We start from the raw sequence: 24041 nt of genomic DNA, 5'->3' as shown, positions 1-24041 counted from the left end.
GCGCTGCATCGTCGCCGGTGCGGGTCATGGGCCGCCCCATTCCCAGGTCGCGATCCGGACGTCGGAGTGGCTGACGCGCTCCAGCCGTACGTCGAGGTGCCGCTCGGAGAGGCGTTCGGCCAGGCCCTCGCCCCACTCGACCACGACGACGGCGTCGTCGAGATCGGTGTCGAGGTCCAGCGAGTCGAGTTCACCCAGCAGGTCGGCGCCGTCGTGGTCCAGCAACCGGTACATGTCGACGTGGATCATCGCCGGCGCGCCGAGTCGCCGCGGCGGGTGCACCCGCGCCAGCACGTACGACGGCGACGTGACGGGGCCGTCGACATCCATCGCTTCCGCAATTCCCTTGGCCAGCACCGTTTTTCCCGCGCCGAGCGGACCGGAGAGTACCACCACGTCGCCCGCCTTGAGCTGTTGGCCCAATTGCGACCCGAGCGCCATGGTGTCTTCGACGCGTTCGAGCGTGGCCGTGCGCGAAAGTGCCGTTCGGTCACCCCGCGGCGATCGCAAGCGCGGCGAAGCCGGGCGCGGCGGATCGACGCCATTAGCCATTGCGCCGCAACCTTTCCCGGAATCGCTGGTAACGCAGGGCCATCTTGCCCGGAACGGCACGATGAACCAGCCGGACCAGGCCGTCGTTGATGGCCTCGGGCTTGTCCAGCAAGGCGAGGTGGCTGGCCCCGGTGACGATGACCAGTTCGGACTGCGGCAGCGAGGCAGCCATTTTCCGCGAGTACTCGTCCGGGGTGAGCAGGTCGTGATCGCCGGAGGCGATCAATGTCGGGACCTTCAGCAACGTCCACAGCCCGGCGGTCTCGTCGTGTTTCTCCAGGGCGTCCAGGAAGCCCACCATGGTGGCGATCGGGGTGTCGTTCATCATCCGCTGGGAGAAAGCGTCCAGGCTCCGGCTGACCTGCAGGTCGCTGTAGGACGCGGCCCGCAGGATCGGGCCGATCAGCGACCGCGACACGTTGCGGCCGCGGTGCATCAGCTTGGGCGCAGAGCGGGCGGTGAACCGGAAGGCTTCCAGCGCAGGATTTTTCAGGATCTCACCGAGCGGCGACCGGGTTACGCCTTCGGCAGCCGAGGAGATGATCGCGGCGCCGACGATCCGTCCGCCGTACTGGTCGGGGAACTGGCGGGCGTGCGACAGCACCGTCATGCCGCCCATCGAGTGGCCGACGAGCACGATCACCCCGCGGGGTGCGACCTCCTCCAGCACGCTTTCCAGGTCCTGGCCCAGCTGGGTCAGCGTGTAGGTCTCGGGCGGCCCTTCGCCCGAGCGCCCGTGCCCGCGCTGGTCGTAGAACACCATCCGCACGCGCGGACCCAGCCGGTCGGGCAGCCGGGTGCGCTGAAAATGAAAGGCGCCCATCCGCAAACAGAATCCGTGGACGAAGACCATGGTGACCTCGGCGTCCACCGGGCCCGCTTCGCGGACGGCCAGCGGCACGCCGTCGGGAGTGGTCACCACGTAGCTGCGGTCGCGTTCCAGCGTGTCGAAATCCTCGTCGGCGTAAGGGTCTTCGAACGTGGTGGCGCGCTGGGTCATCGACCGGCTGATGGAGGCTGCGACGATGGTGGCGACGGCGGTCAGCCCGGCGCCTCCCGCAAGCCAGGCCCTTTCCCTGCGGCGCCTGCGGGTTTTGTCACGGCTCAACGGTTTCGGCCTCGCGGTAGGTTCTGGTGATCCGCCCGCGGGGGCTGGTCACGACTTCGTAGTGGATGGTGCCCAGGAGGTCGGCCCAGTCCTGCGCGGTGGGCTCGCCGCCGGTGCCCGGCCCGAACAGCACCGCCTCGTCGCCCTCGGCCACATCGACCGGATCGGGCCCCAGGTCGACGACGAACTGGTCCATGCAGATCCGCCCGACACCGGGCCGCCGCCGGCCGTTGATCAGCACGTCCAGCCGCCCGCCCAGCGACCGGAACACTCCGTCGGCGTAGCCGATCGGCATCAGCGCCACGTTGGTGTCACGCTCGGCGATCCAGGTGTGCCCATACGACACGCCCTCACCGGCACGGACCGGCTTCACCAGCGCCACAGCACATTTCACCGTCATCGCCGGTATCAGCCCCATGTCACCCCGCTGCGGCACGGGGCTGAGGCCGTACACCGCGATGCCGGGCCGCACCAGGTCGAGTGTCAGGTCGGGACGCGACATCGTGGTCGACGAATTCGCCAGGTGCGCAACCTCGAACCGCAGCCCCTCGTCGCGCGCCCGCGCGAGGGCGTCGGAAAACCGCTGAGCCTGAAGGTCGTTGATGGGGCTCTCGGGTTGGTCGGCGTGCACCATGTGCGACATCAGCCCCCGCAGCCGGATGGCGTCGTCGGCGACGGCCTGGCGCAGCGCGGTCATCATCGACGGGTAGTGCGCCGGGGCCACGCCGTTGCGATTAAGCCCGGTGTCGACCTTGACGGTCACCGTCGCCGTGCGGCCGGTGCGGCGCACCGCGTCCAGCACCTCGTCGAGCTGGCGCACCGAGGACACGGCGAGCTCCACGTCGGCCAGCAGCGCCGGTCCGAAGTCGATGCCGGGCGGATGCAGCCACGCCAGCACCGGCGCGGTGATCCCGTCGGCGCGCAGCGCCAGCGCCTCGTCGACGGTGGCGACACCCAGCTCGGCCGCCCCGGCGGCCAGCGCCGCGCGGGCGACCTGGGCCGCCCCGTGCCCGTAACCGTCGGCCTTGACGACGGCCATCACCTGCGCGCGACCGGCGTGCTCGCGCAGCACCCGCACGTTGTGCGCAATCGCGCCCAGGTCCACCACGGCCTCGGCGAGGACCCCGGGGGTCAGGGATATCGGCGTAACGGTCCGCCCCTTCATGGCCGCCATTGTCCCAGAACCTCGTCACACGCTGGCGGCGCGCGCCTCAGTGCGCGAAGTGCTGGGCGTCGTAGTGTCCGCCTGGCTTGACCTTGTCCAGCGACGCCAGCGCGCTGCGGGCGTCGTCGTGCAGCGCCCGGGCCAGGTCGGCCGAGAGCCCCTCGCGCACCACGATGCGCAGCACGGAGATATCCGTGGCGTTGTCGGGCATGGTGTAGGCGGGCACCTGCCAGCCGTAGCCGCGCAGCTCGTGGGAGAGGTCGAACTCGGTGTACCCGCAGTTCCGGGCGAGCCGGAAGCTGACCACCGGGATCGCCGAGCCGTCCGAAATGAGCTCGCAGTGGTCTCCCACGCGCAGTTGTTCGCCCAGCCAACGCGCGGTCGACGACAGCGTCTGCATGACCTTGGTGTAGCCGTCGCGGCCCAGCCGCAGGAAGTTGTAGTACTGGCCGACGACCTGGTTTCCGGCGCGGGAGAAGTTCAGCGTGAACGTCGGCATGTCGCCGCCCAGATAATTGACGTGAAACACCAGATCCTCGGGCAGGTACTCCTTGCTGCGCCACACGACGAACCCGACCCCCGGGTAGGTCAGCCCGTACTTGTGGCCGCTGACATTGATCGACACCACCCGCGGCAGCCGGAAGTCCCACTTCAGCTCGGGATGCAGGAAGGGCACCACGAATCCGCCGCTGGCGGCGTCGACGTGCACCGGAACGTCCACACCGCCCCCGGCGGCCAGCTTGTCCAGCGCGCCGCAGATGTCGGCGACCGGTTCGAGTTCGCCGGTGTAGGTGGTGCCCAGGATCGCCACCACCCCGATGGTGTCCTCGTCGACGGCGTCGACGACCTGCTCGGGGGTGATGACGTAGCGCCCCTCCTCCATCGGCAGGTACCGCGGCTCGACGTCGAAGTAGCGGCAGAACTTTTCCCAGACCACCTGGACGTTGGAGCCCATCACCAGGTTCGGGGTGCGGCCCTTCCAGTCTTTTCCGACCCTTGCCCGCCACCGCCACTTCATGGCCAGCCCGCCCAGCATCACCGCCTCGCTGGAGCCGATTGTGGACACCCCGCAGGCGCTGTAGGGGTCGGCGTCGTTCAGGCCGTCCGCGTGGAAAAGGTCGGCCACCATGCACACGCAGCGCTGCTCGATGGCCGCGGTCGCCGGGTATTCGTCCTTGTCGATCATGTTCTTGTCGAAGGTCTCGGCCATCAACTTGCCGGCCTCGGGGTCCATCCACGTCGTTACGAAGGTGGCAAGGTTCAGCCGGGAGCTGCCGTCCAGCATCAGCTCGTCGTGAATGAAGCGGTAGGCGGCCTCCGGGTCCATCGATTCGTCGGGCATCCGCAGCGCGGGCACCGGCGCGGTGAACAGTCGGCCGGTGTAGGCGGGGGCGATCGAGTGCGCGGGCAGGGACGGATGTTGTGGCACGAGGGGTTCCTTTCGCTAGAGGGCGGCCAGGGCGGCCCGGATGTGCGGGACGATCCGCGACGACGACGTCGGCGCCTCACCGGGGCCCGGGTCGGCCGCCGACAGCGCCGCCGCGCGCGCGTGCACGAAGGCCGCGGCCGCGGCCGCCTCGCCGGCCGGCAGCCCCGACGCCAGCAGCGCGCCGATCATCCCGGACAGCACGTCGCCCGAGCCGGCGGTGGCCGCCCAGGACTGACCCGCCGGGTTGAGATACACCGGGCCGCCGGGGTCGGCGATGACCGTGACGTTGCCCTTGAGCAACACCGTGGCGCCGAACGCGTCCGCCAGCTTGCGGCACGCGCCGACGCGGTCGTCCCCGGGCGGGTTACCGGCCAGCCGCGCGAATTCACCCGCGTGCGGGGTCAGCACCGTCGGCGCGCCGCGATTCTGTAGCAGCTCGGGGTGCGCCGCCAGGATGGTCAGCCCGTCGGCGTCGACGATCACCGGCAGGTCGGTGTCCAGCGCGAACCACAGCGCCGCGGCCCCGGTCTCGTCGGTGCCCAGCCCGGGACCGACGACCCAGGATTGCACCCGCCCGGCCGACGCCGGGCTGGGCGACGCGATCACCTCGGGCCACTGCGAGAGCACCTCCTTGTGCGCGCTGCCGGCGTAGCGGACCATGCCGGAGGTTGCCGCGACGGCGGCACCCGTGCACAGCACGGCGGCGCCCGGATACGTCGACGAGCCGGCCATCACCCCGGTGACGCCCTGGGTGTACTTGTCGTCGTGGGGGCCGGGCACCGGCCAGCGGGCGGCGACGTCGGCGGCCTCGAAAGCCAACACGTCCGCCTCTGGCAGGGCCAGGCCGATGTCGATCAGCTCGACGCGGCCGCAGTCGGCGAGGGCGTGCACGGGCTTGAGCCCACCGAAGGTGACGGTCAGCGCGGCCTGCACGGCGGGTCCGGTGATCGCGCCGGTCGCCACGTCGACGCCGCTGGGAATGTCGACGGCGACCACCGGGATCTGTCTGGCACCCGCGAACACCTCGGCCGCGGCCGGCCGCAGCGGTCCGGAACCGGAGATGCCGACCACCCCGTCGATGACGAGATCGGTGGTGGCCGAGATGGTTTCGACTACACGCCCGCCGGCTTTGCGGAACGCGGCCAGCGCCTTGCGGTGAGTGCGCTCCGGGTTGAGCAGCACGGCCTCGGCCGCGGCGCCGCGGCGGCGCAGGAACGTCGCCGCCCACAGCGCGTCACCGCCGTTGTCGCCGGAGCCGACGACCGCGCAGATCCGGCGGCCGGCCACCCCACCGGTCCGGGCGGTCAGCTCGCGGACGATCTCGGTGGCCAGCCCGAAGGCCGCGCGTCGCATCAGGGCACCGTCGGGAAGGGTGGCCAGCAGCGGCGCTTCGGCGTCGCGGATCGCGTCTACAGCGTAGTAATGCCGCATCAAGGCAAGCATTCCATGTCGAGGCGTACCCTCGCGCACGGCTCGGATCAAACGGCGGACACGGGAGGCGCAGATGGCACGGACGGACAACGACACCTGGGATTTGGCGAGCAGCGTGGGCGCCACCGCCACCGGCGTCGCGGTGGGGCGCGCACTGGCGGGTCGCGGCGATAACCCGCTGATCAACGACCCGTTCGCCGAGCCGCTGGTGCGCGCGGTCGGCGTGGACTTTTTCACCCGGCTCGCCAGCGGTGAATTGGATCCCGCGGAGGTCGACGACGGTGCCGACTTCGGCATGGTCCGGATGGCCGCCATGATGGGCCTGCGCACCCGCTTCTTCGACGACTTCTTCATGGCCGCAGCCGATGCCGGGATCCGGCAGGCGGTGATCTTGGCGTCGGGCCTGGATGCCCGCGCCTACCGGCTGCCCTGGCCGGCCGGGACGACGGTGTTCGAGATCGACCAGGCCCGGGTCATCGAGTTCAAGACAGCGGCCCTGGCCGATCTGGGCGCCGCGCCGACCGCCGATCGGCGGGCTGTGCCCGTCGACCTTCGCCACGACTGGCCCGCAGCGCTGCGCGCGGCCGGCCTGGACCCCACCAAACCCACGGCGTGGAGCGCCGAAGGCCTGCTGCCGTTCTTGCCGCCCGACGCGCAGGATCGGTTGCTGGACAACATCGCCGCGTTGAGCCCGCCGGGAAGCCAACTGGCCACCGAGAACCTGCGGGGCGGCAGCGATGCCGTGCAGACGATGGCCGATCGCATGCGTGAAGTCACCGAGCAGTGGCGCCAACACGGCTTCGACGTCGAGATGACCGACCTGTGGTATCCCGGCGACCGCAACGACGTCGTCGAATACCTGGGCAGCCACGGCTGGACCACGGATGCGATCAGCGTCCCGGAACTGGCTGGCGCCCATGGCCTTTCGCTGCCCTTCGACGCCAAGCCGGAGACCGAGACCCTCACCGGCCTGTATTACGTCACCGCCAGGAGGATCTAGGCGCGCCGGGCGAAAGCGCCGGTCAGCCATTCGGTCATCGCGGCGGCCAGCGCCGTGTGATTCTCGCGCTTGGCGATCTCATGGCCGTCGTCGCTGAACAGTAGGTAGCGCACGTCGCGCCCGAGCCCGCGCAGCGCCTCGACGATCTGCTCGGATTCGCTGACCGGCACGTTGGTGTCGTGGGCGCCGTGGACCACCAGCAGCGGCGCGGTCAGGGCGTCGACCCGGCGCAACGGCGAGAGCCGCTCGAGTAATTCGCGGTCGTTGACGGGATGGCCGTACTCCGGATACGCGGCGTCTGCGATCCACGGCTCGGTGTAGCGGTAGAACGTGGTCAGGTCGCTCATGCCGCAGATGGTGACCCCGGCCGCGAACAACTTCGGGTAGAAGGTCATCGCCGCCATCGTCAGGTAGCCGCCGTAAGACCAACCGGCGCAAGCGATTCGCTTGGGGTCGGCGATCCCGTTGTCCACCAGGAAGCGCACGCAGTCGGCGACGTCGTCGATGGCCGCGAACCGCTTCTCCTTGTTGTCGGCGTGGACGAAGCTGCGGCCCAGCCCACCGGAGCCGCGGAAGTTCGGCGCCAGCACGCAGACCCCGGCGCCCAGGATCGCCGGGAAGATCTCGCTGTAGTCGGGGCGGGCCTGGCCTTCCGGGCCGCCGTGTAGATACACCAAAGCGCCTGCGGACGAGCCGTTTTGGCTCGATCGGTACAGCCACGACGGCAGCTCGAGCCCGTCGCGCGCCGTGATCGTCTCCAGCGTCGGCTGGGCCGAGAAGCCCGGGGCCAGCGGGCCCCGGCTGGGCTCGGGGTCGACGAGTTGCCATTCGCCGGTGCGCGGGTCCACCAGCTCGACGGTTCGTGGCATCGCCGGGCCCTGCACGGTCATCGCCACCAGCGAGCCGCCGGCGCTGATGGACAGCTCGCCGGCCACCGGGCCCGGCAGCGGGATCGGATCGTTCAGCGTGTAGTCGGTGTATTCCAGGATCTGTAACTCGCTGGCGCCCTGCAGGTTCCACAACAACGCGACGGTCGACAGGTCGTCGCTGACGATGAACTCGTCGAGATCGCAGTCGGGCCGCTCGGCCAGCACGAAGTAGCTCACGCCGTCGAGGGTGGCCGTCACCTCCAGCAGCCGGGCATGCTCGCAGCCGTTGTCGCTGACCAGCAACGCGCGGAAGTAGCCCCGGGCGCCCACGCCCGGGTAGTACAGCCTGGTCTGCTCGCCGGTCGGGCCGTAGCGCACCCGGCGCTGATGATGGTCGTCGAGAATGATGCCCTGCGCGGTCACCGAGCCGGGATCCGAAGGCAGCAGGGCGATTTCGGTCTGGCCGTGCAGCATCACCATTTCGTGGTAGCCGCGCGGCCCGACCCGGATCAGCGACGCCCCGGCCCACGCGTCGACCAGACGCCCGCCGGATCGGCGGTCGATCACGGTGCACCCGCCGTCGACCGGATCGATCAGGCAGGATTGCCCGACGCCGTCCTCGCCGGTCAGGATCGCGCTCACCAGGGTGCCGTCCCAACTGATCAGCTCGGCGGTGCCGTCCTGTTCGGAGTCGATGCGCCAGGCCATCCGATCGTCGGGATCGGTGGTGACCACCCAGATCTGGTGCCGGGTTTCGGCCCCGGGCGCCACCTCGCAGGCCAGCCAGTGACCGTCGGCGGAATGGATGACGCGCGAGACGGGGCCCTCGACCGGGAGCTTGACGTCCCGCGACGAGCTGGCTCGGCGGCCGCTCAAAAAGCGCTGCACCGCACGGGGATAGCCGCCGTCGTCGACGAGGTGGGCGAAGGCGGTGCCGTCCGGTGACACCGACGCGCCGTAGAGCGCACGCACCTGCTCGGCCATCGTTCTACGCCTCGCGAGCGCCGATCCGCCGCAGAGCGGCGCGAAATCTCACCGGATTCAAAGGCGGACGCCTGCGCTCGCGGGCCATGGGGTAAAAGCACAGCCCGATCAGGATCGCGGCGAAGTGACCGATCGCGGTGAAGTTCAGCTGGTGGCGGTCCATCGTCACCAGCGGAAAACTGTAGATGACGAACAGCACCCCGAGGTAACCCCAGCGCCAGGGCCGGGCGATGTGGTAGGACAGCACGGCTATCACCCCGACCAGGAAATAGCTGACCCCGATGTCGCGGGCGTGCACCAGCCGTTGCGAGGCCTCGTGATTCTCGATCGCGTAATAGAGAATGCCTTCGCTGATATAGGTGGCGAGGATGTGGGAGGTCAATCCGATGGTGAGCCAACGCAATTGGCCCAGCCAGTGCTCCGCCGGCGCCAGGAACAGCGTGAACAGCAGCAGGTAGGGCTCCAGGTTCTTGCCGTCGATCCACAGCAGGCTGGAAAACAGCACGTCGAGCGGATCGGTTCCCAGCGCGTGGATGTTGGTGGATCGGTGCAGCAGCACGGTGTGCAGTTGCCGCCCCGGAAGTTGGTTCTGGATGATCGTCGTGATCATCAGCACGAACAGCCAGCTGTAGGTCAACGGCGCGCCGCTGACGAATTGCAACACCGCGAGCCAAATGCTTCGCAGGCGTTTCCCCACCGACGCGTTCACCACGATGTCAACTTTTGCACGCCGGGCGTTGCGCCGGTACGACTTCGCCCAACAGCGCCCGCTACGCGGCGGCGACCGCGACCGGATCGGCCGGCTTGTCGGCCGGCTTGTCGGCCTCGGGTCGCAGGTGCCGCCACCAGCAAACGATGTAGATCAACATCGCGTTCACCAACGCGACGACCACCCACAGGGTGATGGTCACGTCGATCCATGAGCCGATGGGCGGTGTATCGGGCAGGGCGTTGCGCAGCGGCATCACCGCGAACAGCATCGCCGCGTACCACGTCGTCATTGGCGGCTGAAACTTCCGCCGGTCGCGCAGCGTCTGGATGGCGACGACGAGGCCGATCGCGGCAAGCGCGATCAACATCGCGAAGATGACGGCCGCGAAGGCCGCCGTGCTCAGGGACCGGTGCACCTGCACTCGGTAGGGCGCGGGCAAATCCGTTTTACCGCTGGTGGGTATGTCCACCTTCCAACCCGGAAGACGGTCGACGAACGCCACCGGCGCCCGCTGCGGCACTTGGGAGGCGCCGCGGAAGAGGTCGACGGTGATCGGGCCCGAATGGTAGTGATCGAAAGGGTAATCCGACGAGTCACCCGTGATGTTCAACGGCACGGGAAAGACGCCGAGCACTGTTCCCTTCGCCCAGCTGCGCCGGGTGGGGGTCACCGCGGAGTGCACCGCGACGGTGAGATCCTCCCGCAGACCGCCGGTCAGCGGGTCCAGCAAATCGGGTCCGGGCGAGACCGTGACGTTGCCGTTCAGTACGCCCTTCACCGCCTGAAATTCTTGGAGATCGATGGTCACGGTGGTTCCGTCGGCCGTCGCCTGACCCGAGGTGACCTGAAGAGGGCAGCCGCACCCGGATCTGGCATACAGCCCGACCGTGATGGCATAGGTCGTAACGAACAGAACCACCAGACCGATGATCAACACTCTTCCGAAACGTCTGCCGTGCTTCTCGGAACCGTCCGCCGACAACTTGCCTCCGCTCGCTCGCATGAATGACCGCCCGGAGATTGTAAGACGGCGGGAACTGGGCCGCAGGCCTTACGGCAGAAGGCATTCCGGCTATGCCCGGTTATGCCCGGTCATGCCCGGTTATGCCCGGGCTATTCAACGGTGACGGACTTGGCCAGGTTTCGTGGCTTGTCCACGTCGTAACCGCGGGCCTGCGCGACCGAGGCGGCGAACACCTGAAGCGGGATGGTCGACAGCAGCGGCTGCAGAAGGGTTGACACGGAAGGTATTTCGATCAGGTGGTCGGCGTACGGACGCACCGTGTCGTCGCCCTCCTCGGCGATCACGATCGTCACCGCGCCGCGGGTCTGAATCTCGCGGATGTTGGACAGCAACTTGGAGTGCAGCGTGGCCGACCCCTTGGGCGACGGCATCACGACGATGACGGGCAACCCGTCTTCGATCAACGCGATGGGGCCGTGCTTGAGCTCGCCGGCCGCGAAGCCCTCGGCGTGCATGTAGGCCAGCTCCTTGAGTTTGAGCGCGCCTTCCAGCGCGACCGGGTAGCCGACGTGGCGTCCCAGGAACAGCACTGTCGACGACGGGGCGAACCGGTGCGCCAGGGTGGCCACCGGCTCAATCGTCGAGAGCACCCGGGCCACCAGGTCCGGCATCGCTTCCAGCTCCCGGTATTCGCGCGCGACCTCGTCGGGGTACTTGGTGCCGCGGGCCTGCGCCAGCGCCAGGCCCACCAGGTAGTTGGCGGCGATCTGTGCCAGGAAGGTCTTCGTGGACGCCACGCCGATCTCCGGGCCGGCGCGGGTGTAGAGGACCGCGTCGCACTCGCGCGGGATCTGCGAGCCGTTGGTGTTGCAGATCGCCAGCACCTTGGCCTTCTGCTCCTTGGCGTGCCGGACCGCCTCGAGGGTGTCGGCGGTTTCGCCCGACTGCGATATGGCGACCACCAGCGTGCTGCGGTCGAGCACGGGGTCGCGGTAGCGGAATTCGCTGGCCAGCTCCACCTCGACCGGCAGCCGCGTCCAGTGCTCAATCGCGTATTTAGCCAGCAGCCCAGAGTGGTAGGCGGTGCCGCAGGCGACGACGAACACCTTGTCGATCTCGCGCAGTTCCTGATCGGACAGGCGCTGTTCATCGAGGACGATGCGGCCGTTGACGAAGTGCCCGAGCAGGGTGTCGGCAACCGCGGTGGGCTGCTCGGCGATCTCCTTGAGCATGAAGTACTCGTAGCCGCCCTTTTCGGCGGCGGCCAGGTCCCAGTCGATGTGAAACTCGCGGTACTCGACACCGTCGTTGTCGTGGAAGTCGGTGATGCGGTAGCCGTCGGCGGTGATCACCACGGCCTGATCCTGCCCGAGTTCGACGGCGTCGCGGGTGTGTTCGATGAACGCGGCCACGTCGGAGCCGACGAACATCTCGCCGTCGCCTACCCCCAGCACCAGCGGGGTGGAGCGGCGGGCGGCGACGATGGTGCCTGGCTCGTCGGCGTTGGCGAACACCAGGGTGAAGTGGCCTTCCAGCCGGCGCAGCACGGCCAGCACCGACGCGGCGAAGTCGCCGGCGGTGTCGCCGTGGCGGTACGCCTGCGCCACCAGGTGCACGGCGACCTCGGTGTCGGTGTCGCTGGCGAACTCCACGCCCTGGGCCTCCAGCTCGTGGCGCAGGTCCGGAAAGTTCTCGATGATGCCGTTGTGGACGACGGCGATCTTGCCGGCGGCGTCGCGGTGCGGATGCGCGTTGCGGTCGGTGGGACGACCGTGGGTGGCCCAGCGGGTGTGACCCAGCCCGGTAGTGCCGGCCAGCGACGCCTCCGAAGACGAAGCCGTCTCGGCCACCGCCTGCTCGAGGTTGGCCAGCCTGCCCGCGCGGCGTCGCACGGTCAGTTTGCCGCCACCGTCGACCAGCGCGATTCCCGATGAGTCGTAGCCGCGGTACTCCATCCGGCGCAGCGCGTCCATGACGACCTCGCAAGCCGGGCGGTGCCCGACATAGCCGACGATTCCGCACATTCTGACCAGGGTAGTGCAGCGACCGCGTCAGACCGGCCAGCACCGGCCCGACCTGCGGATAAGGGGCCCTCGCGGCGCCTTGACTCGGTCGTCCCAGCCCCGCTGGCCCGAGCCAAGAAGTCGTTGAGAATCCGCCAAGGAGCCGGCGGGAGGCTGTGGTCATCGAAACCACGCCGGGAAGGGCCGCAGCAATGGATTCATACCGTCTTCATAAACGCGGGACACGTATTTCACCTGATGTATTCGCGCCGTTTTTGTTTGCTCCGGTGCACCGGCAGGCCGGCCCCTTACACTGCAAAATGTGGGGCAAAGGCTGGTCACCGCCCGGGGCCAGCGAAACAGGCTGCGGGCCAAGGGTTCGCGTAGCGCCCTCAGCCGCAACCCAAATCAATGCCAATAGTTCAGCCAAACGTAAACGTCGCGACAATATCTGGCCGCCCGAAACGTCAATAACTATAAATTCGGAAATGCACGGCCGGGTCGCACCGAAATATCCGACTTCTGCTCGCACCGCCCGCGTGAATCTTCCAGGAGGGGAATCATGACCGCTGTTCTGCAAGACGACGTGGTGACGAACCCGCCCGCGGTGCGGCCGACCGCAGCCCCCGCGCCAACCCAGGCCCCGAAGCGGCCCCACCGCGCGCCGGTCGGCGCCGGCGGCGACCCGCTGGTCGACGGCGCCGCCCGTTTGCTGAGCATTCCGCTGCGCCAGGTCTATGCGGTGCTGTGGCGGGTGGGCCTCATCGAGGTCACGGCGTAGTCGGCGTCGGGCCACCCCGAGCGCCATTGCACCAACCCGGCACGCCACGGCGATGCGCTAACGTCGACCCGTGGCCCGCATCCGCAAGCTCGTCGCAGCCCTCAGTCGCCGTGGTCCGCACCGGGTTTTGCGCGGTGACCTGGCCTTCGCCGGTTTGCCGGGCGTGGTGTACACCCCCGAAAGCGGGTTCAGCCTGCCGGGCGTGGCCTTCGGTCACGACTGGCTCACCGGCGCCGCTCACTATGCAGGCCTGCTGGAGCATCTGGCATCGTGGGGCATCGTCGCCGGGGCGCCCGACACTCAGCGGGGCGTGGCGCCGTCCGTGCTGAACTTCGCCTTCGATCTCGGTACGGCGCTGGACATCGTGGCGGGCGTGCGCCTGGGCCCCGGCGAGATCAGCGTGCATCCGGCCAAGCTCGGCGTGGTGGGCCACGGCTTCGGCGGCTCGGCGGCCGTGTTCGCCGCGGCCGGCATGCCGGACAAGCCCGCGGCGGCCGCTGCGATCTTCCCGGCCGTCACCAGTCCCCCGGCCGAGGAGCCGGCCGCGGCGCTGAAGGTCCCGGGCCTGATCCTGACCGCGCCGGGAGATGCCAAGACCCTCAATTCCAACGCGGTGGCGCTCGCCGCCGCCTGGGACACGGCCACGCTGCGCATCGTCAGCAAGGCCCAGCCCGGCGGGCTGGTCGAGGGCCGGCGGCTGGCGAAGGTGTTCGGGCTGGCCGGCGCGCACCGGCGCACCCAGAAATCGGTTCGGGCGCTGCTGACCGGCTACCTGCTCTACGCGCTGGGCGGCGACAAGACCTACCGTGACTTCGCCGATCCCGACGTCAAGCTACCCAGGACGGACCGGGTGGATCCCGGGGCCGAGGCGATCGCCCTGGAAGAGAAGATCGTCGGGCTGCTGAAGTAGGTAGGTCGCCATCGCGGGGGCGGTCACTGGCTCGCGGCGTCGCCCAGGCAATGGCCCTGGTCCTTGAGGACCGTTCCGCCGTGCGCGGCGGCCAGCGCCGCCGCCTCCGCGTCGTCGCTGGTCGCACCCCAGCCGCCGAAGTACTTGCTCTTCGCGGCGTTCATGGCCAGTGCGACGCAGCCCCCCGGCCCGCTGGCCAGCACCCGGCAGTCGCTGACCCGCTTGCGACAGTCCGACATCACTAGCTGCTCGGCGGCAGATCGGCTGGCTTGCCCCACATACATCCCCGAGATATGCCCGGTGGAATCCGATATCGCCATCGCGATCCAGTCGTCGTCCGCGTGCGCGAGCGGCGTCGCCGCGAAGGGCACCCCAGCCGCGATCACCGCCGCGCACAGCCCCTTCGTGGGCTTTCCCCCGGCAAACATTTCGCCACACTATTACACGGTCCGACCTCGCGCGACGCGAACAATCCCCCAGCCAGGGCGTGCGCCCGACCGCGGCGCGCCGGCCCCGCCGTGGTATCTGTCGTGGGTGCGAATCGGGATCGCGTTGGATTACTCGGGCGGCTTTCGCGAGGGCGTGGACCGCGTCGTCGACCTGGAAAAGGCCGGCATCGACATCGCGGTGGTCGCCGAGGCGTATTCCTTCGACGCGGTCAGCCAGCTCGGGTACCTGGCCGCCAAGACCAACACCGTCGAGCTGGCGTCCGGGGTGTTTCCCCTCTACATCCGCACCCCGTCGCTGCTGGCGATGACGGCGGCGGGCCTGGACTTCGTGTCCGACGGACGGTTCCGGCTCGGCATCGGCACGTCCGGCCCGCAGGTGATGGAGGGTTTTCACGGCGTCCCGTTCGACGCGCCGTTGGGCCGCACCCGCGAGGTGGTGGAGATCTGCCGGCAGGTGTGGCGGCGCGAGCGGGTGCAATACGCCGGTAAGCACTATCAGATCCCGCTGCCCGCCGACCGCGGAACCGGCTTGGGCAAGCCGCTGCAGCTCATCAATCACCCTGTGCGCGACCGCATTCCGATCACGATCGCGGCGTTGGGCCCCAAGAACGTCGAGCTGACCGCCGAGATCGCCGAGGGCTGGCAGCCGGTGTTCTACCTTCCGGAGAAGGCCCACACCGTGTGGGGCGACGCGCTGGCGGCCGGCGCAGCCAAACGGGATCCCGCCCTGGGACCGCTGGACGTGGTGGTGCACGCGTCGCTGGCCATCGGCGACGACGTCGACGAGCGCCTGCGCTGGGCCAAGCCGCAGCTGGCGCTCTACCTCGGCGGGATGGGCGCCAAGGGCCGCAACTTCTACCACAACCTGGCGACCCGCTACGGGTTCGGTGAGGTCGCCGACCGGATTCAGGAGCTGTACCTGTCCGGTCGCAAGGGCGAGGCCACCGACCTGGTGCCCGACGAACTGGTCCGCGGGATGTCGCTCGTCGGCCCCCGCGGATACGTCGCCGAACGCCTGGCCGCCTTCGCCGAGTCGGGCGTGACGACGCTGTTGGTGAGCCCCCTGGCGGCCGACGCGGGCGAATCGGTGCGCTTCGTCGAGGACGTGCTGGCGCTGCGCCCCGCCTGATCCCTCACTGACCGGCCTGCGGCAGCTGGTCGGCGGCGATTTCGCACGGCGTCGATCCCTCTTCAGCTGCAGGCGCCGGGCCGCCGTCGGGCGGCGCGGCAACCGGCGCCGGGGCGGCGACCGGCGCGGGTCCGGCAGCCGGCGGCGCCTGCACCGGCGGCGCGTCCAGGGGTGCGTCCTGGGGCGGTGGCCCCGCGACGGGTTGGGCCGCGTCGGCGGGCTTGGCCTCGTCGGTCTCGTCGACTTCTTTGGTCGCGTCCGCCTCGTCATCCTTGGCGTCGGGCTTGCGGTCGTCGTGCTCGTCGTCGCCGTGGAAGGGGTCCTCGCCGGAGTCATCCAGCGCCGGCGAATCGTCGAACCCGTCGGCCGCCGGGCCCAGCAGAGAACTCATCGCATCGACGATCCGGTTGGCCAGCCCGCCGAGACCGCCCAGTCCGCCGCCCAGATCGCCACCCACATCGCCGCCGGGCAGGCTCGATCCCCCACCGAGCGCCGTCCCGAGGTCGGACAGCGGGATCGCCGGCATCGAAGCCGCCGGCGGCGGCGCCTGGGGCACCGGCGGGGCGGCCGGTACCTGAGGCACCGGCGGGGCGGCCGGTACCGGATCCGCCACCGGGGCGGGAACCGCGGCGGGCACGACAACCGCGGCCGGTGCAGGCGGGCTCGCCGGCAGCGGTTCGTATTCGGGCCCGAGATCGCCGGGCGACTCAAAGCGCGCCACCGGCGCGGCGGCCATCCGGTCGGTGACCATGTCGAAGGACGTCGCCACCCCGTCGGCCGTCGAACGCATCACCGTCAACCAGTCGTCGCGAATTTCGTTGTCTACGTAGGGGTTTACCTGCTGGCGTATCACCTCCTCGGCGGCCGCGCGATCCCCCGCCCCGGTGGTGACGGCAGCTGCGGCGGCCAGCCACTCGGACCGCTGCGCCCGGGTGCGATCGTCGATGGCGATGGCGGTCGCGACCTTCGAGTCGACGAGGTACCACAGGTTGTCGCGCAGAGACTCGCACCGTTGGGCGGCCGCGCGGACCTCGGTGGCCACGACCCCGGCGGCGTCGACGTGGCGCTCCAGGAACCGAACCGCGGCGGCGCCGCCCGGCCCGGTCCAGACCGCGGCCAACTCGGCGATCTGGGCGCGCTGTAGCCGCAACGCCTCCATGAGCGCCGCGCCCGCCGCCCGCAGCTCAGCGCAATCCTGGTCGAGCGCACCAAGATCCATTCCGTCTTCGCCGTCGTACCAGTCGCGGATCTGGGAGGGATGCGACGTCATCTGCGGATGTTGGTAGCCGAGCGCGTGGCAGGCCTGCACATAGGTCTGCGTGTGCTCGACGGCAGGCCGGCCCTCGGCGAGGCGCTCGGCGACATCCAGCCGGTCGGCCACGATCAGGCGATCCGAGCCGCGGCATACAGGTCCGCCTCGGCGTAGCGATCGGCACCAGACCCAAGCGCGGCGGCGGTCTCGACGGCCGCACGCGACCACTGCGAGACCCCGGCCGTCAGCCGCTCCAACTCGACACGCAGCGCGTCGCCACGCGCGGCGTGCGCCCGCCCGGCACTGGCGCCGCTGAAGGCCAAGTGCGCCAAATGATTTCGCGCCGCACCGTCGACGAGTTTGGCGGCCGCACTGAGCTGGTCGGCGATCCTGTGCACCGCCGAGCTATCGAATCTCATGCCTACTCCGACGCCCGACGCCGCGTCGGGGTTCCAACGCGCGGGATCAGCGCGCGGCGCTCACCGCTTCGGCGAGCCGGGTCGCGACGCGCTGGGCGATGCCTTCTTCGGGCGCCTCCACCATGACCCGGATCATCGGCTCGGTTCCCGAGGGGCGCAACAGGATTCGGCCCGTGTCGCCCAGCTCGGCCTCGGCCTCCTCGACCGCGGATTGCACCGAGGCCGCCGCGGCGGCGGTCGCCTTGTCGGCGACCTTGACGTTGATCAGCACCTGCGGCATCGCCCGCATCGCCGAGGCGAGATCGGCCAGCGCCGAGCCGGTTTGCACCATGCGTGTCATCAACCGCAGCCCGGTGACGATGCCGTCGCCGGTGGAACCCACCGCGGGCATGACGATGTGGCCGGACTGCTCGCCGCCGAGGCTGTAGTCACCGGCCCGCAGCTCCTCCAGGACGTAGCGGTCGCCGACGCCGGTGGTCCGCACGGTGATGCCGGCCGCGCGCATCGCCAGGTGCAGCCCGAGGTTGCTCATCACGGTGGTCACCAGCGTGTCGGACGCCAGCTCGCTCGCCTCCCGCATCGCCAGCGCCAGCACCACCATGATCGCGTCGCCGTCGACGAGCTCGCCGTGGGCGTCGATGGCCAGGCAGCGGTCGGCGTCCCCGTCGTGCGCCAGACCCAGGTCGGCGCGGTGGTCCACGACGGCCGCGCGCAGCGAATCCAGATGCGTGGAGCCGCAACCGTCGTTGATGTTGAGGCCGTTGGGGTCGGCGTTGATCGCGATCACCCGCGCGCCGGCCGCGCGATAGGCGCGCGGCGCCACCGACGATGCCGCGCCGTGGGCGCAGTCGACCACCACGGTCAGGCCGTCCAGGCGCAGCGTGCTGACCTTGCTCAGGTGACGCAGGTAGCGGTCGGCCGCGTCTTCGGCATCCACGACGCGCCCGATGCCGGCGCCGACCGGGCGAAGCCCGGGTCCGGCCGCGACCAGCTCTTCGATCTGGTCCTCGGTGTCGTCGTCGAGCTTGTGGCCGCCGGGCCCGAAGATCTTGATGCCGTTGTCGGGCATCGGGTTGTGCGACGCCGAGATCATCACGCCAAAGTCGGCGTCATATGCACGCGTCAGATTGGCCACGGCGGGGGTGGGAAGCACCCCGACCCGCAGCGCGTCGACGCCCTGGCTGGTCAGCCCGGCGATCACGGCCGCTTCCAGCATTTCGCCGCTGGCCCGGGGATCGCGGCCGATCACGGCGACCCGCCGGCCCGGCCCCCCCGAGCTCGCCAGGCGCCGCGCGGCCGCGGCGCCCAGCGCCAGGGCCAGCTCGGCGGTCAGCTCGCGGTTGGCGACCCCGCGTACGCCGTCGGTGCCGAACAGTCGACCCATGCGGACAAACCTCTCACAGTTGACGGCTGAGAACCTAACGTGCACCTAACGTGCCCGTTCTTTTCTGACTGAAACCATGCGCGTTGGCGCGCAGACACGCCGCACGACCGTGCAAAGACGCACGGTTGCGGCCAGAACGTGACGGTTTGGTCAGCGCTTGCTGTACTGAGGCGCCTTGCGGGCCTTCTTCAGCCCGTACTTCTTGCGCTCGGTGGCACGCGGGTCACGGGTGAGGAAGCCCGCCTTCTTCAGGGCGGGCCGGTCCTCCGGTGAGGCCACGATCAGCGCCCGGGCGATGCCCAGGCGCAGCGCACCGGCCTGGCCCGAGGGGCCGCCGCCGTGCAGCAGGGCGAAGATGTCGAAGCTTTCCGGCCGGTCGACGGTGACCAGCGGGGCCTTGATGAGCTGCTGGTGCACCTTGTTGGGGAAGTAATCCTCCAGGCTGCGGCCGTTGAGGTCGAACTTGCCGGTGCCGGGCACCAGGCGCACCCGCACCACGGCCTCCTTGCGGCGCCCGACGGTCTGGATGGGCCGCTCGAACACGAAGGACTCGCCGGCGGCGGCCGGGGCTTCGGCCGCGACGTCGGGGGTGGCGGGGACCTCCAAGGCCTCGGTCGTTTCGGTCACTGGGCCACCTGCTTGATCTCGAACGGAACCGGCTGCTGAGCGGTGTGGGGATGCTCCGGGCCGGCGTAGACGTGAAGCTTGCGCTGGATCTGGCGGGCGAGCTTGTTCTTGGGCAGCATGCCGACGATCGCCTTCTCCACGACGCGGGTCGGGTGCTTTTGCATCAGCTCGCCGATCGAGCGGCTGTGCAGACCCCCGGGATACCCCGAGTGGCGGAAGGCCAGCTTGCTCCGCAGCTTGTCGCCGCTGATGGCGACCTTGTCGGCGTTGATGACGATGACGTAGTCACCGCCGTCGACGTTGGGGGCGAACGTCGGCTTGTGCTTGCCGCGCAGCAGGGTGGCCGCCGCGACGGCAAGGCGGCCAAGCACCACGTCCGTGGCGTCGATGACGTACCACGACCGCGTGGTGTCACCCGCCTTGGGCGCATAGGTGGGCACAGCGCTTACCTTCTCTTCTTCTCGAGGTGGATCCCGGGTCGAGCCGGGTGCCGGTCAGGCGTTCGCGGTGGGTCCAAAAGGAAGGGATCTCGGCGACCGACGTTGACCCGAGCCCCGGCGTACCGCACGCCAACCGAGCAGCTTACCGATGCGCGTCCCCGCAGGTCAAAATCATCGATATTGGTTACAGAGATGCCTGTGTGATCGCTGCAACCTATCCTTAGAACGCCCAGGAAACGGTGGGCTCGGATAGCGGAGGGTCGGATGACGGCCGTAGCAGCGTGTCGGACGTGTGGCACCGAGCCCTTCAAGGACGCCCGATTCTGCCACAGCTGTGGCTCCGCACTCCAAGACGCCGACGCCCACGCGGAGTACAAGCAGGTCACGGTTCTATTCGCCGACGTGGTCGGCTCGATGGACATCGCGTCGGCGCTCGGTGCAGAACGGCTGCTGCAGATCATGGCCGACCTCGCTGACCGCTGTGCCGCAGTTGTAGAGCGGTACGGCGGGACGGTGGACAAGTTCACCGGCGACGGCATCATGGCCGTGTTCGGCGCGCCGGCGGCGTTGGAGGACCACGCGCTCCGGGCTTGTCTTGCGGCGCTGGGCATCCAAGAAGAAACCGCCCGGTTGGCCGCCGAGGTCGACGACCGCGACCGCATCGAACTGCGGTTGCGCGTCGGTCTCAATTCCGGTCAGGTGATCGCCGGCGAAATCGGTTCCGGACCGTTCGGCTACACCGCCATCGGCGAGCAAGTCGGTCTCGCCGAGCGGATGGAATCGGTGTGCCCACCGGGTGCGGTGATGCTCAGCGAGTCGACCGCGCGACTTGTCGAGGGCGCCGCGGATCTCGGCGAGTCCGAGCTGGTTCACATCAAGGGTGTCGACGCGCCGGTGCCCGCCCATCGGCTACTGGGCACGAGCGAGGGGCATCGCACTGCCCGGTGTGCCGAGTCGAATCTGGTCGGTCGGCAGTGGGAGATGTCCGCCATCGAGAGCTTGCTGGAGCGCGCCATCGACGTCCACGGCGCCGTGGTCGGCGTCGTGGGGTCACCGGGAATTGGCAAGAGCCGTCTGGTGCGCGAGGTCGCCGCGATGGCAGCGGCCCGGGGTGTCGACGTGTTCACCGGCTACTGCGAATCGCACGCCAACGACGTCCCCTTCTATTTGGTGGCGCGGTTGCTGCGTGCGAGCTTCAGGGTGGCCGGTCTCGACGCCCCGGCCGCCCGCGCGCAAGTACGGTCCCGGGTGCCCGATGCTGAGCCGGATGACTTGTTGCTCTTCGATGACTTGTTGGGCATCGCCGATCCCGACGTTGCTCTGCCGACAATCGACCCGGATGCGCGGCGGCGGCGGTTGACCGCGCTGGTCAATGCGGCGTCGCTGGCCCGCCAAGCTCCGGCGGTCTATGTCATTGAGGACGTGCACTGGATCGACCAGGTCAGCGGCTCGATGCTGGCCGACTTCGTCACGGTGACCCCGCAGACACCTTCATTGGTGCTGATCACCTACCGCCCCGAATATCGCGGCGCGTTGAGCAGGGTGGCCGGCGCTCAGACCATTGCCCTTGCGCCGCTGAGTGATTCGGAAGCCGCAGCACTGGCCGGCGAGCTGCTCGGGCCGGACCCCTCGGTCGGCGGATTGGCCGCCATGATCGCCGAGCGCGCCGCCGGCAATCCATTTTTCGTCGAGGAGATGGTACGAGACTTGGCCGAACGCGGTGTGCTGCGCGGCAACCGCTGTGCTTACGTGTCGGCGGCGGCGGTCACCGAAGTCCGTGTGCCGGTCACCCTGCAGGCGACCATCGCCGCACGTATCGATCGCCTGGACTGGGCGGCCAAGCGCACCCTGAGCGCCGCGGCGGTGATCGGCTCGCGGTTCAGCCGAGACCTGCTGGAAACACTGGGCATTGAGCCCAGCCTGGACGACCTGTTGGCTGGCGAGCTCATCGACCAGATCAGGTTCACCGGACAAACCGAGTATGTGTTCCGCCATCCGCTGATCCGTACCGTGGCCTACGAATCACAGCTCAAATCGGATCGCGCCGAGCTGCACCGGCGAGTCGCTGCCGCAATCGAATCCCACGACCGGGCAACGGCTGACCAGAACGCGGCGCTGATTGCCGAGCACCTGGAGGCCGCTGGTGATCCGCACGCCGCATTCGGCTGGCAGATGCGCGCGGCAACATGGGCCACCAACCGCGACATCAACGCCGCTCGACTGAGTTGGGAGCGCGCCCAAACGATCGCCGACCGCCTGCCCACGGAGGACCCCAACCGAGCAACCATGCGCATCGCCCCGCGCACCATGTTGTGCGCGATCGCCTGGCGAATCCATGCACGCGGGGTGGCCGACCGCTTCAGTGAATTGCGGGAGTTGTGTGCGGCCGTCGGGGACAAGGTGTCACTGGCCATGGGGATGGCGGGGCTGGTGATGGAGCACGCGCATCAGGCCCGGGCGCGTGAGGCCTCGCAGCTGGCGTCGGAGGCCTGGACCCTCGCCGAGGCGCTCGGCGATCCCACCTTGACGGTGGGGCTGTCCGTTTCGCCGATCTTCGCCAAGATGGAGAACAACAATTGGTCCGATGTGCTGCGGTGGTCACAGACGGTCATCGACCTGGCCGACGGCGACCCATCCAAAGGCAACTTCATCATCGGGTCTCCCCTGGCGGTCGCCCTCACCGCTCGGGCCATCGCCCGGTATTGCCTGGGTCTTCCCGGATGGCCGGACGACCAACAGCAGGGCCTCGCCATGGCCCGCAAGGCCGACCCGATGTCATACGCCTTGGTGGTCGCCTACATCTACAACCCCGGGATACCGCTTGGAGTCCTGACGGCCGACGATCGGGCGGTGGCCGAGACCGAAGAGGCCCTGCGGATCGTCGAGCGATCCGGTGACGATGTCGCGTTGGCCTTCACCCAGATGGCGCCGGGCGTCGCGCTGGCGCACCGAGAAACGGCCCCAGACCGTGAGCGCGGCGAGAAGCTCCTGGCGGAACTCAGCGAGGTGTTCCGGCGCCGGGGACACAACCTTGGCGAATTGCCGATCGTCAACGCGTACGTGGCCCGTGAGAGGACCAGGGGCGGCGATCGCGACGATGCCGTATCGCTCGTGCGCGCCGCCGTCAACGATCTGTTCCGCGAGGGACAGCAGGCGTGCGGGGCTTGGGCGTTTCCGGCGACGGGTCTTCTGGTGGAAACGCTGCTGGAACGCGGGACCGACGCCGATGTCGTCGAGGCCGATGCGGCGATCGAGCGGTTAGCGGCGACGCCGACCGACGGTCTGGCCATGCGCGACATCTGGCTGCTGCGACTGAAAGCTCTTGTGGCGCACGCTCGTGGCGACGCCGCCGCGTATGCGGACTTGAAGAATCGCTACGGCGAGATGGCCAGATCGCTTGAGTTTGCCGGACACATCGCCTGGGCAGAAGCAATGCCCTGACGGCCATCCCGATCGGCGATCATGGCATGACCATCCTTGCCGCCGGCCCCATGCGGGGCAGCACCCGCAGCGAGCCCACTAACCCGGCGTGCCAGGCGTGCTCGGTCAGACCAAGACCGGTGAAAGCTCGACCATCGACGACCGTTTCAAATCGTGTCGCCGACTCCTGGATCACCAAACCCCTTTTCCACAAGCAGGATTGGGCGATGACACGGCCGTGGATCTCGAGCCGCAAACCGCTGATGTCGGTGACCACCATCCGCGAGGCGCAGGGAACCTGATGACCGGACCACTGATGCTCCACGGTCAACTGCGCCACCGCGTGGCACGCGCCGTCGTGGAAGATGTAGCCGGTGGGGTAGGCCTGGCCACCGCTGAACAAGTGGGTGCAGTTCATGGTGAAGTCGGGGCTTAGCAGCACCGTGTTCCAGTCCCAGCGCTCGATGCGGCTCCACCGGCGGATCCCCCAGGACTTGTCTCGCTGACCGAGGCCGTCGATCGGGTAGGAAGATCCGTTGATCTTCACCCGGCCCGTGACCCACCCGGACTGCTCCATGTGCGTATCGGCGATGCCCGATGGCAGATACGCCCCGGCCGGCGCCTCGGCGTGATAGTCGAACGGCGCGTGCAGCGCCGTCCATGTCAGGTCCACCTCGTGGCGGCCCCCCAGCGAGAGCCGCCACTTCGACATCGGTTCGATCATCTGAAACTCCAGAGCCCCCACCCTCAGGTGGTCGGGATCCGGGGTACCGGTGTAGCGGGCATGAAGCTTGGCGTAGCCGCCCTCGACACCGCCGTTGCGCATCGTGTACAAGATCGCGTCGGCGGTGCGATTCCTGGGCCGATATCCGATACGGGCCAATCCCACCGCGTCCGACTCGGCGTCGAACCAACTGAAAAAGAAGCTTTCCTGCCAATCCGGGTGCGGCACGGGCTCGTGCATGAATTCGTCATTGACGTCGACCATCGTGTCCGTCCTCGCAAATCGGGGC

General features: G+C 69.1%; 21 protein-coding genes. 5 read left to right on the top strand and 16 right to left on the bottom strand.

Annotated elements, in window-relative coordinates:
* Positions 1-24 precede the first annotated feature (24 nt).
* Genes tsaE through A5764_RS20415 form a run of 5 tightly spaced genes read right to left on the bottom strand, consistent with a single transcriptional unit; the run spans position 25 to position 5685 of the window.
* Positions 25-552 (bottom strand): tRNA (adenosine(37)-N6)-threonylcarbamoyltransferase complex ATPase subunit type 1 TsaE, encoded by a 528-nt coding sequence (gene tsaE / locus A5764_RS20435; RefSeq protein WP_255361112.1) that lies wholly within the window; start codon positions 550-552, stop codon positions 25-27.
* Positions 545-1597 carry an alpha/beta fold hydrolase gene (locus tag A5764_RS20430; protein WP_197501646.1) on the bottom strand — a complete coding sequence of 351 codons (1053 nt, stop codon included), beginning with the start codon at positions 1595-1597 and terminating at the stop codon, positions 545-547. The genes tsaE and A5764_RS20430 overlap by 8 nt, the downstream gene beginning before the upstream one ends.
* A gap of 52 nt (positions 1598-1649) precedes the next feature.
* Complete coding sequence (gene alr / locus A5764_RS20425) at positions 1650-2825, bottom strand: alanine racemase (RefSeq protein WP_067116310.1); 1176 nt, start codon at positions 2823-2825, stop codon at positions 1650-1652.
* Positions 2826-2871: 46 nt separating this feature from the next.
* The gene (locus A5764_RS20420) at positions 2872-4254 is read right to left on the bottom strand and encodes a glutamate decarboxylase (RefSeq protein WP_067116230.1); all 1383 of its coding nucleotides are present in this window, start codon (positions 4252-4254) and stop codon (positions 2872-2874) included.
* Positions 4255-4269: 15 nt separating this feature from the next.
* Positions 4270-5685: a bifunctional ADP-dependent NAD(P)H-hydrate dehydratase/NAD(P)H-hydrate epimerase gene (locus A5764_RS20415; RefSeq protein WP_067116307.1), complete on the bottom strand. Its 1416-nt coding sequence runs from the start codon at positions 5683-5685 to the stop codon at positions 4270-4272.
* A 73-nt stretch (positions 5686-5758) separates the two neighbouring features.
* On the opposite strand from A5764_RS20415, the gene A5764_RS20410 reads away from it, so the two are divergent.
* Positions 5759-6685 (top strand): class I SAM-dependent methyltransferase, encoded by a 927-nt coding sequence (locus A5764_RS20410; RefSeq protein WP_067116227.1) that lies wholly within the window; start codon positions 5759-5761, stop codon positions 6683-6685.
* Here A5764_RS20410 and A5764_RS20405 read toward each other — a convergent pair.
* From A5764_RS20405 to glmS, 4 genes are all read right to left on the bottom strand, one after another.
* On the bottom strand, positions 6682-8538 hold the full coding sequence (locus tag A5764_RS20405) for a S9 family peptidase (protein ID WP_067116224.1): 1857 nt from the start codon (positions 8536-8538) through the stop codon (positions 6682-6684). The genes A5764_RS20410 and A5764_RS20405 overlap by 4 nt on opposite strands.
* A 4-nt stretch (positions 8539-8542) precedes the next feature.
* Positions 8543-9250 carry a rhomboid-like protein gene (locus A5764_RS20400; protein WP_231989764.1) on the bottom strand — a complete coding sequence of 236 codons (708 nt, stop codon included), beginning with the start codon at positions 9248-9250 and terminating at the stop codon, positions 8543-8545.
* 58 nt (positions 9251-9308) lie between these two features.
* On the bottom strand, positions 9309-10253 hold the full coding sequence (locus tag A5764_RS20395) for a DUF4436 domain-containing protein (RefSeq protein WP_156664777.1): 945 nt from the start codon (positions 10251-10253) through the stop codon (positions 9309-9311).
* A 110-nt stretch (positions 10254-10363) separates the two neighbouring features.
* Positions 10364-12238, bottom strand: coding sequence for a glutamine--fructose-6-phosphate transaminase (isomerizing) (glmS, locus tag A5764_RS20390; protein ID WP_067116221.1), 1875 nt, complete (start codon positions 12236-12238; stop codon positions 10364-10366).
* Positions 12239-12779: 541 nt separating this feature from the next.
* On the opposite strand from glmS, the gene A5764_RS20385 reads away from it, so the two are divergent.
* Positions 12780-12998 (top strand): Rv1535 family protein, encoded by a 219-nt coding sequence (locus tag A5764_RS20385; RefSeq protein WP_067116218.1) that lies wholly within the window; start codon positions 12780-12782, stop codon positions 12996-12998.
* Positions 12999-13068: 70 nt separating this feature from the next.
* Positions 13069-13908: a dienelactone hydrolase family protein gene (locus tag A5764_RS20380; RefSeq protein ID WP_067116215.1), complete on the top strand. Its 840-nt coding sequence runs from the start codon at positions 13069-13071 to the stop codon at positions 13906-13908.
* A gap of 23 nt (positions 13909-13931) precedes the next feature.
* Here A5764_RS20380 and A5764_RS20375 read toward each other — a convergent pair whose 3' ends face one another.
* A complete protein-coding gene (locus A5764_RS20375) occupies positions 13932-14336 on the bottom strand; it encodes a DUF4189 domain-containing protein (protein ID WP_067116212.1) in 405 nt (134 codons plus the stop codon).
* A gap of 106 nt (positions 14337-14442) precedes the next feature.
* On the opposite strand from A5764_RS20375, the gene A5764_RS20370 reads away from it, so the two are divergent.
* On the top strand, positions 14443-15486 hold the full coding sequence (locus tag A5764_RS20370) for an LLM class F420-dependent oxidoreductase (protein WP_067116209.1): 1044 nt from the start codon (positions 14443-14445) through the stop codon (positions 15484-15486).
* Positions 15487-15490: 4 nt separating this feature from the next.
* Here the strand turns inward: A5764_RS20370 and A5764_RS20365 are convergent, their stop codons facing one another.
* From A5764_RS20365 to rplM, 5 genes are all read right to left on the bottom strand, one after another.
* The gene (locus tag A5764_RS20365) at positions 15491-16867 is read right to left on the bottom strand and encodes a hypothetical protein (RefSeq protein WP_067116206.1); all 1377 of its coding nucleotides are present in this window, start codon (positions 16865-16867) and stop codon (positions 15491-15493) included.
* A gap of 2 nt (positions 16868-16869) precedes the next feature.
* Positions 16870-17157, bottom strand: a complete 288-nt coding sequence (locus A5764_RS20360; protein ID WP_067116203.1) for a hypothetical protein — start codon at positions 17155-17157, stop codon at positions 16870-16872.
* 46 nt (positions 17158-17203) lie between these two features.
* Complete coding sequence (glmM, locus tag A5764_RS20355) at positions 17204-18541, bottom strand: phosphoglucosamine mutase (protein WP_067116200.1); 1338 nt, start codon at positions 18539-18541, stop codon at positions 17204-17206.
* A gap of 150 nt (positions 18542-18691) precedes the next feature.
* A complete protein-coding gene (gene rpsI, locus A5764_RS20350; protein WP_067116197.1) occupies positions 18692-19168 on the bottom strand; it encodes a 30S ribosomal protein S9 in 477 nt (158 codons plus the stop codon).
* A complete protein-coding gene (rplM, locus tag A5764_RS20345; RefSeq protein ID WP_067116194.1) occupies positions 19165-19608 on the bottom strand; it encodes a 50S ribosomal protein L13 in 444 nt (147 codons plus the stop codon). Before rplM ends, rpsI begins: the two co-directional genes overlap by 4 nt.
* Before the next feature lie 264 nt (positions 19609-19872).
* On the opposite strand from rplM, the gene A5764_RS20340 reads away from it, so the two are divergent.
* Complete coding sequence (locus A5764_RS20340) at positions 19873-23049, top strand: adenylate/guanylate cyclase domain-containing protein (RefSeq protein ID WP_067116192.1); 3177 nt, start codon at positions 19873-19875, stop codon at positions 23047-23049.
* A 19-nt stretch (positions 23050-23068) separates the two neighbouring features.
* Here A5764_RS20340 and A5764_RS20335 read toward each other — a convergent pair whose 3' ends face one another.
* Positions 23069-24016, bottom strand: a complete 948-nt coding sequence (locus A5764_RS20335) for a hypothetical protein (protein ID WP_067116189.1) — start codon at positions 24014-24016, stop codon at positions 23069-23071.
* Between the last annotated feature and the right edge of the window lie 25 nt (positions 24017-24041).

This window comes from Mycobacterium sp. 852002-51057_SCH5723018 (assembly GCF_001667035.1).
Classification (GTDB): domain Bacteria; phylum Actinomycetota; class Actinomycetes; order Mycobacteriales; family Mycobacteriaceae; genus Mycobacterium.
This window is presented reverse-complemented; position numbering and strand designations above follow the sequence as displayed.

Coding starts and splice junctions, on each gene's coding strand:
- glmS (WP_067116221.1), bottom strand. CDS start 12,238: ATGTGCGGAATCGTCGGCTATGTCGGGCACCGCCCGGCTTGCGAGGTC.
- A5764_RS20375 (WP_067116212.1), bottom strand. CDS start 14,336: ATGTTTGCCGGGGGAAAGCCCACGAAGGGGCTGTGCGCGGCGGTGATC.
- tsaE (WP_255361112.1), bottom strand. CDS start 552: ATGGCTAATGGCGTCGATCCGCCGCGCCCGGCTTCGCCGCGCTTGCGA.
- alr (WP_067116310.1), bottom strand. CDS start 2,825: ATGAAGGGGCGGACCGTTACGCCGATATCCCTGACCCCCGGGGTCCTC.
- A5764_RS20385 (WP_067116218.1), top strand. CDS start 12,780: ATGACCGCTGTTCTGCAAGACGACGTGGTGACGAACCCGCCCGCGGTG.
- A5764_RS20340 (WP_067116192.1), top strand. CDS start 19,873: ATGACGGCCGTAGCAGCGTGTCGGACGTGTGGCACCGAGCCCTTCAAG.
- A5764_RS20395 (WP_156664777.1), bottom strand. CDS start 10,253: ATGCGAGCGAGCGGAGGCAAGTTGTCGGCGGACGGTTCCGAGAAGCAC.
- A5764_RS20335 (WP_067116189.1), bottom strand. CDS start 24,016: ATGGTCGACGTCAATGACGAATTCATGCACGAGCCCGTGCCGCACCCG.
- A5764_RS20360 (WP_067116203.1), bottom strand. CDS start 17,157: ATGAGATTCGATAGCTCGGCGGTGCACAGGATCGCCGACCAGCTCAGT.
- A5764_RS20415 (WP_067116307.1), bottom strand. CDS start 5,685: ATGCGGCATTACTACGCTGTAGACGCGATCCGCGACGCCGAAGCGCCG.
- A5764_RS20405 (WP_067116224.1), bottom strand. CDS start 8,538: ATGGCCGAGCAGGTGCGTGCGCTCTACGGCGCGTCGGTGTCACCGGAC.
- A5764_RS20410 (WP_067116227.1), top strand. CDS start 5,759: ATGGCACGGACGGACAACGACACCTGGGATTTGGCGAGCAGCGTGGGC.
- glmM (WP_067116200.1), bottom strand. CDS start 18,541: ATGGGTCGACTGTTCGGCACCGACGGCGTACGCGGGGTCGCCAACCGC.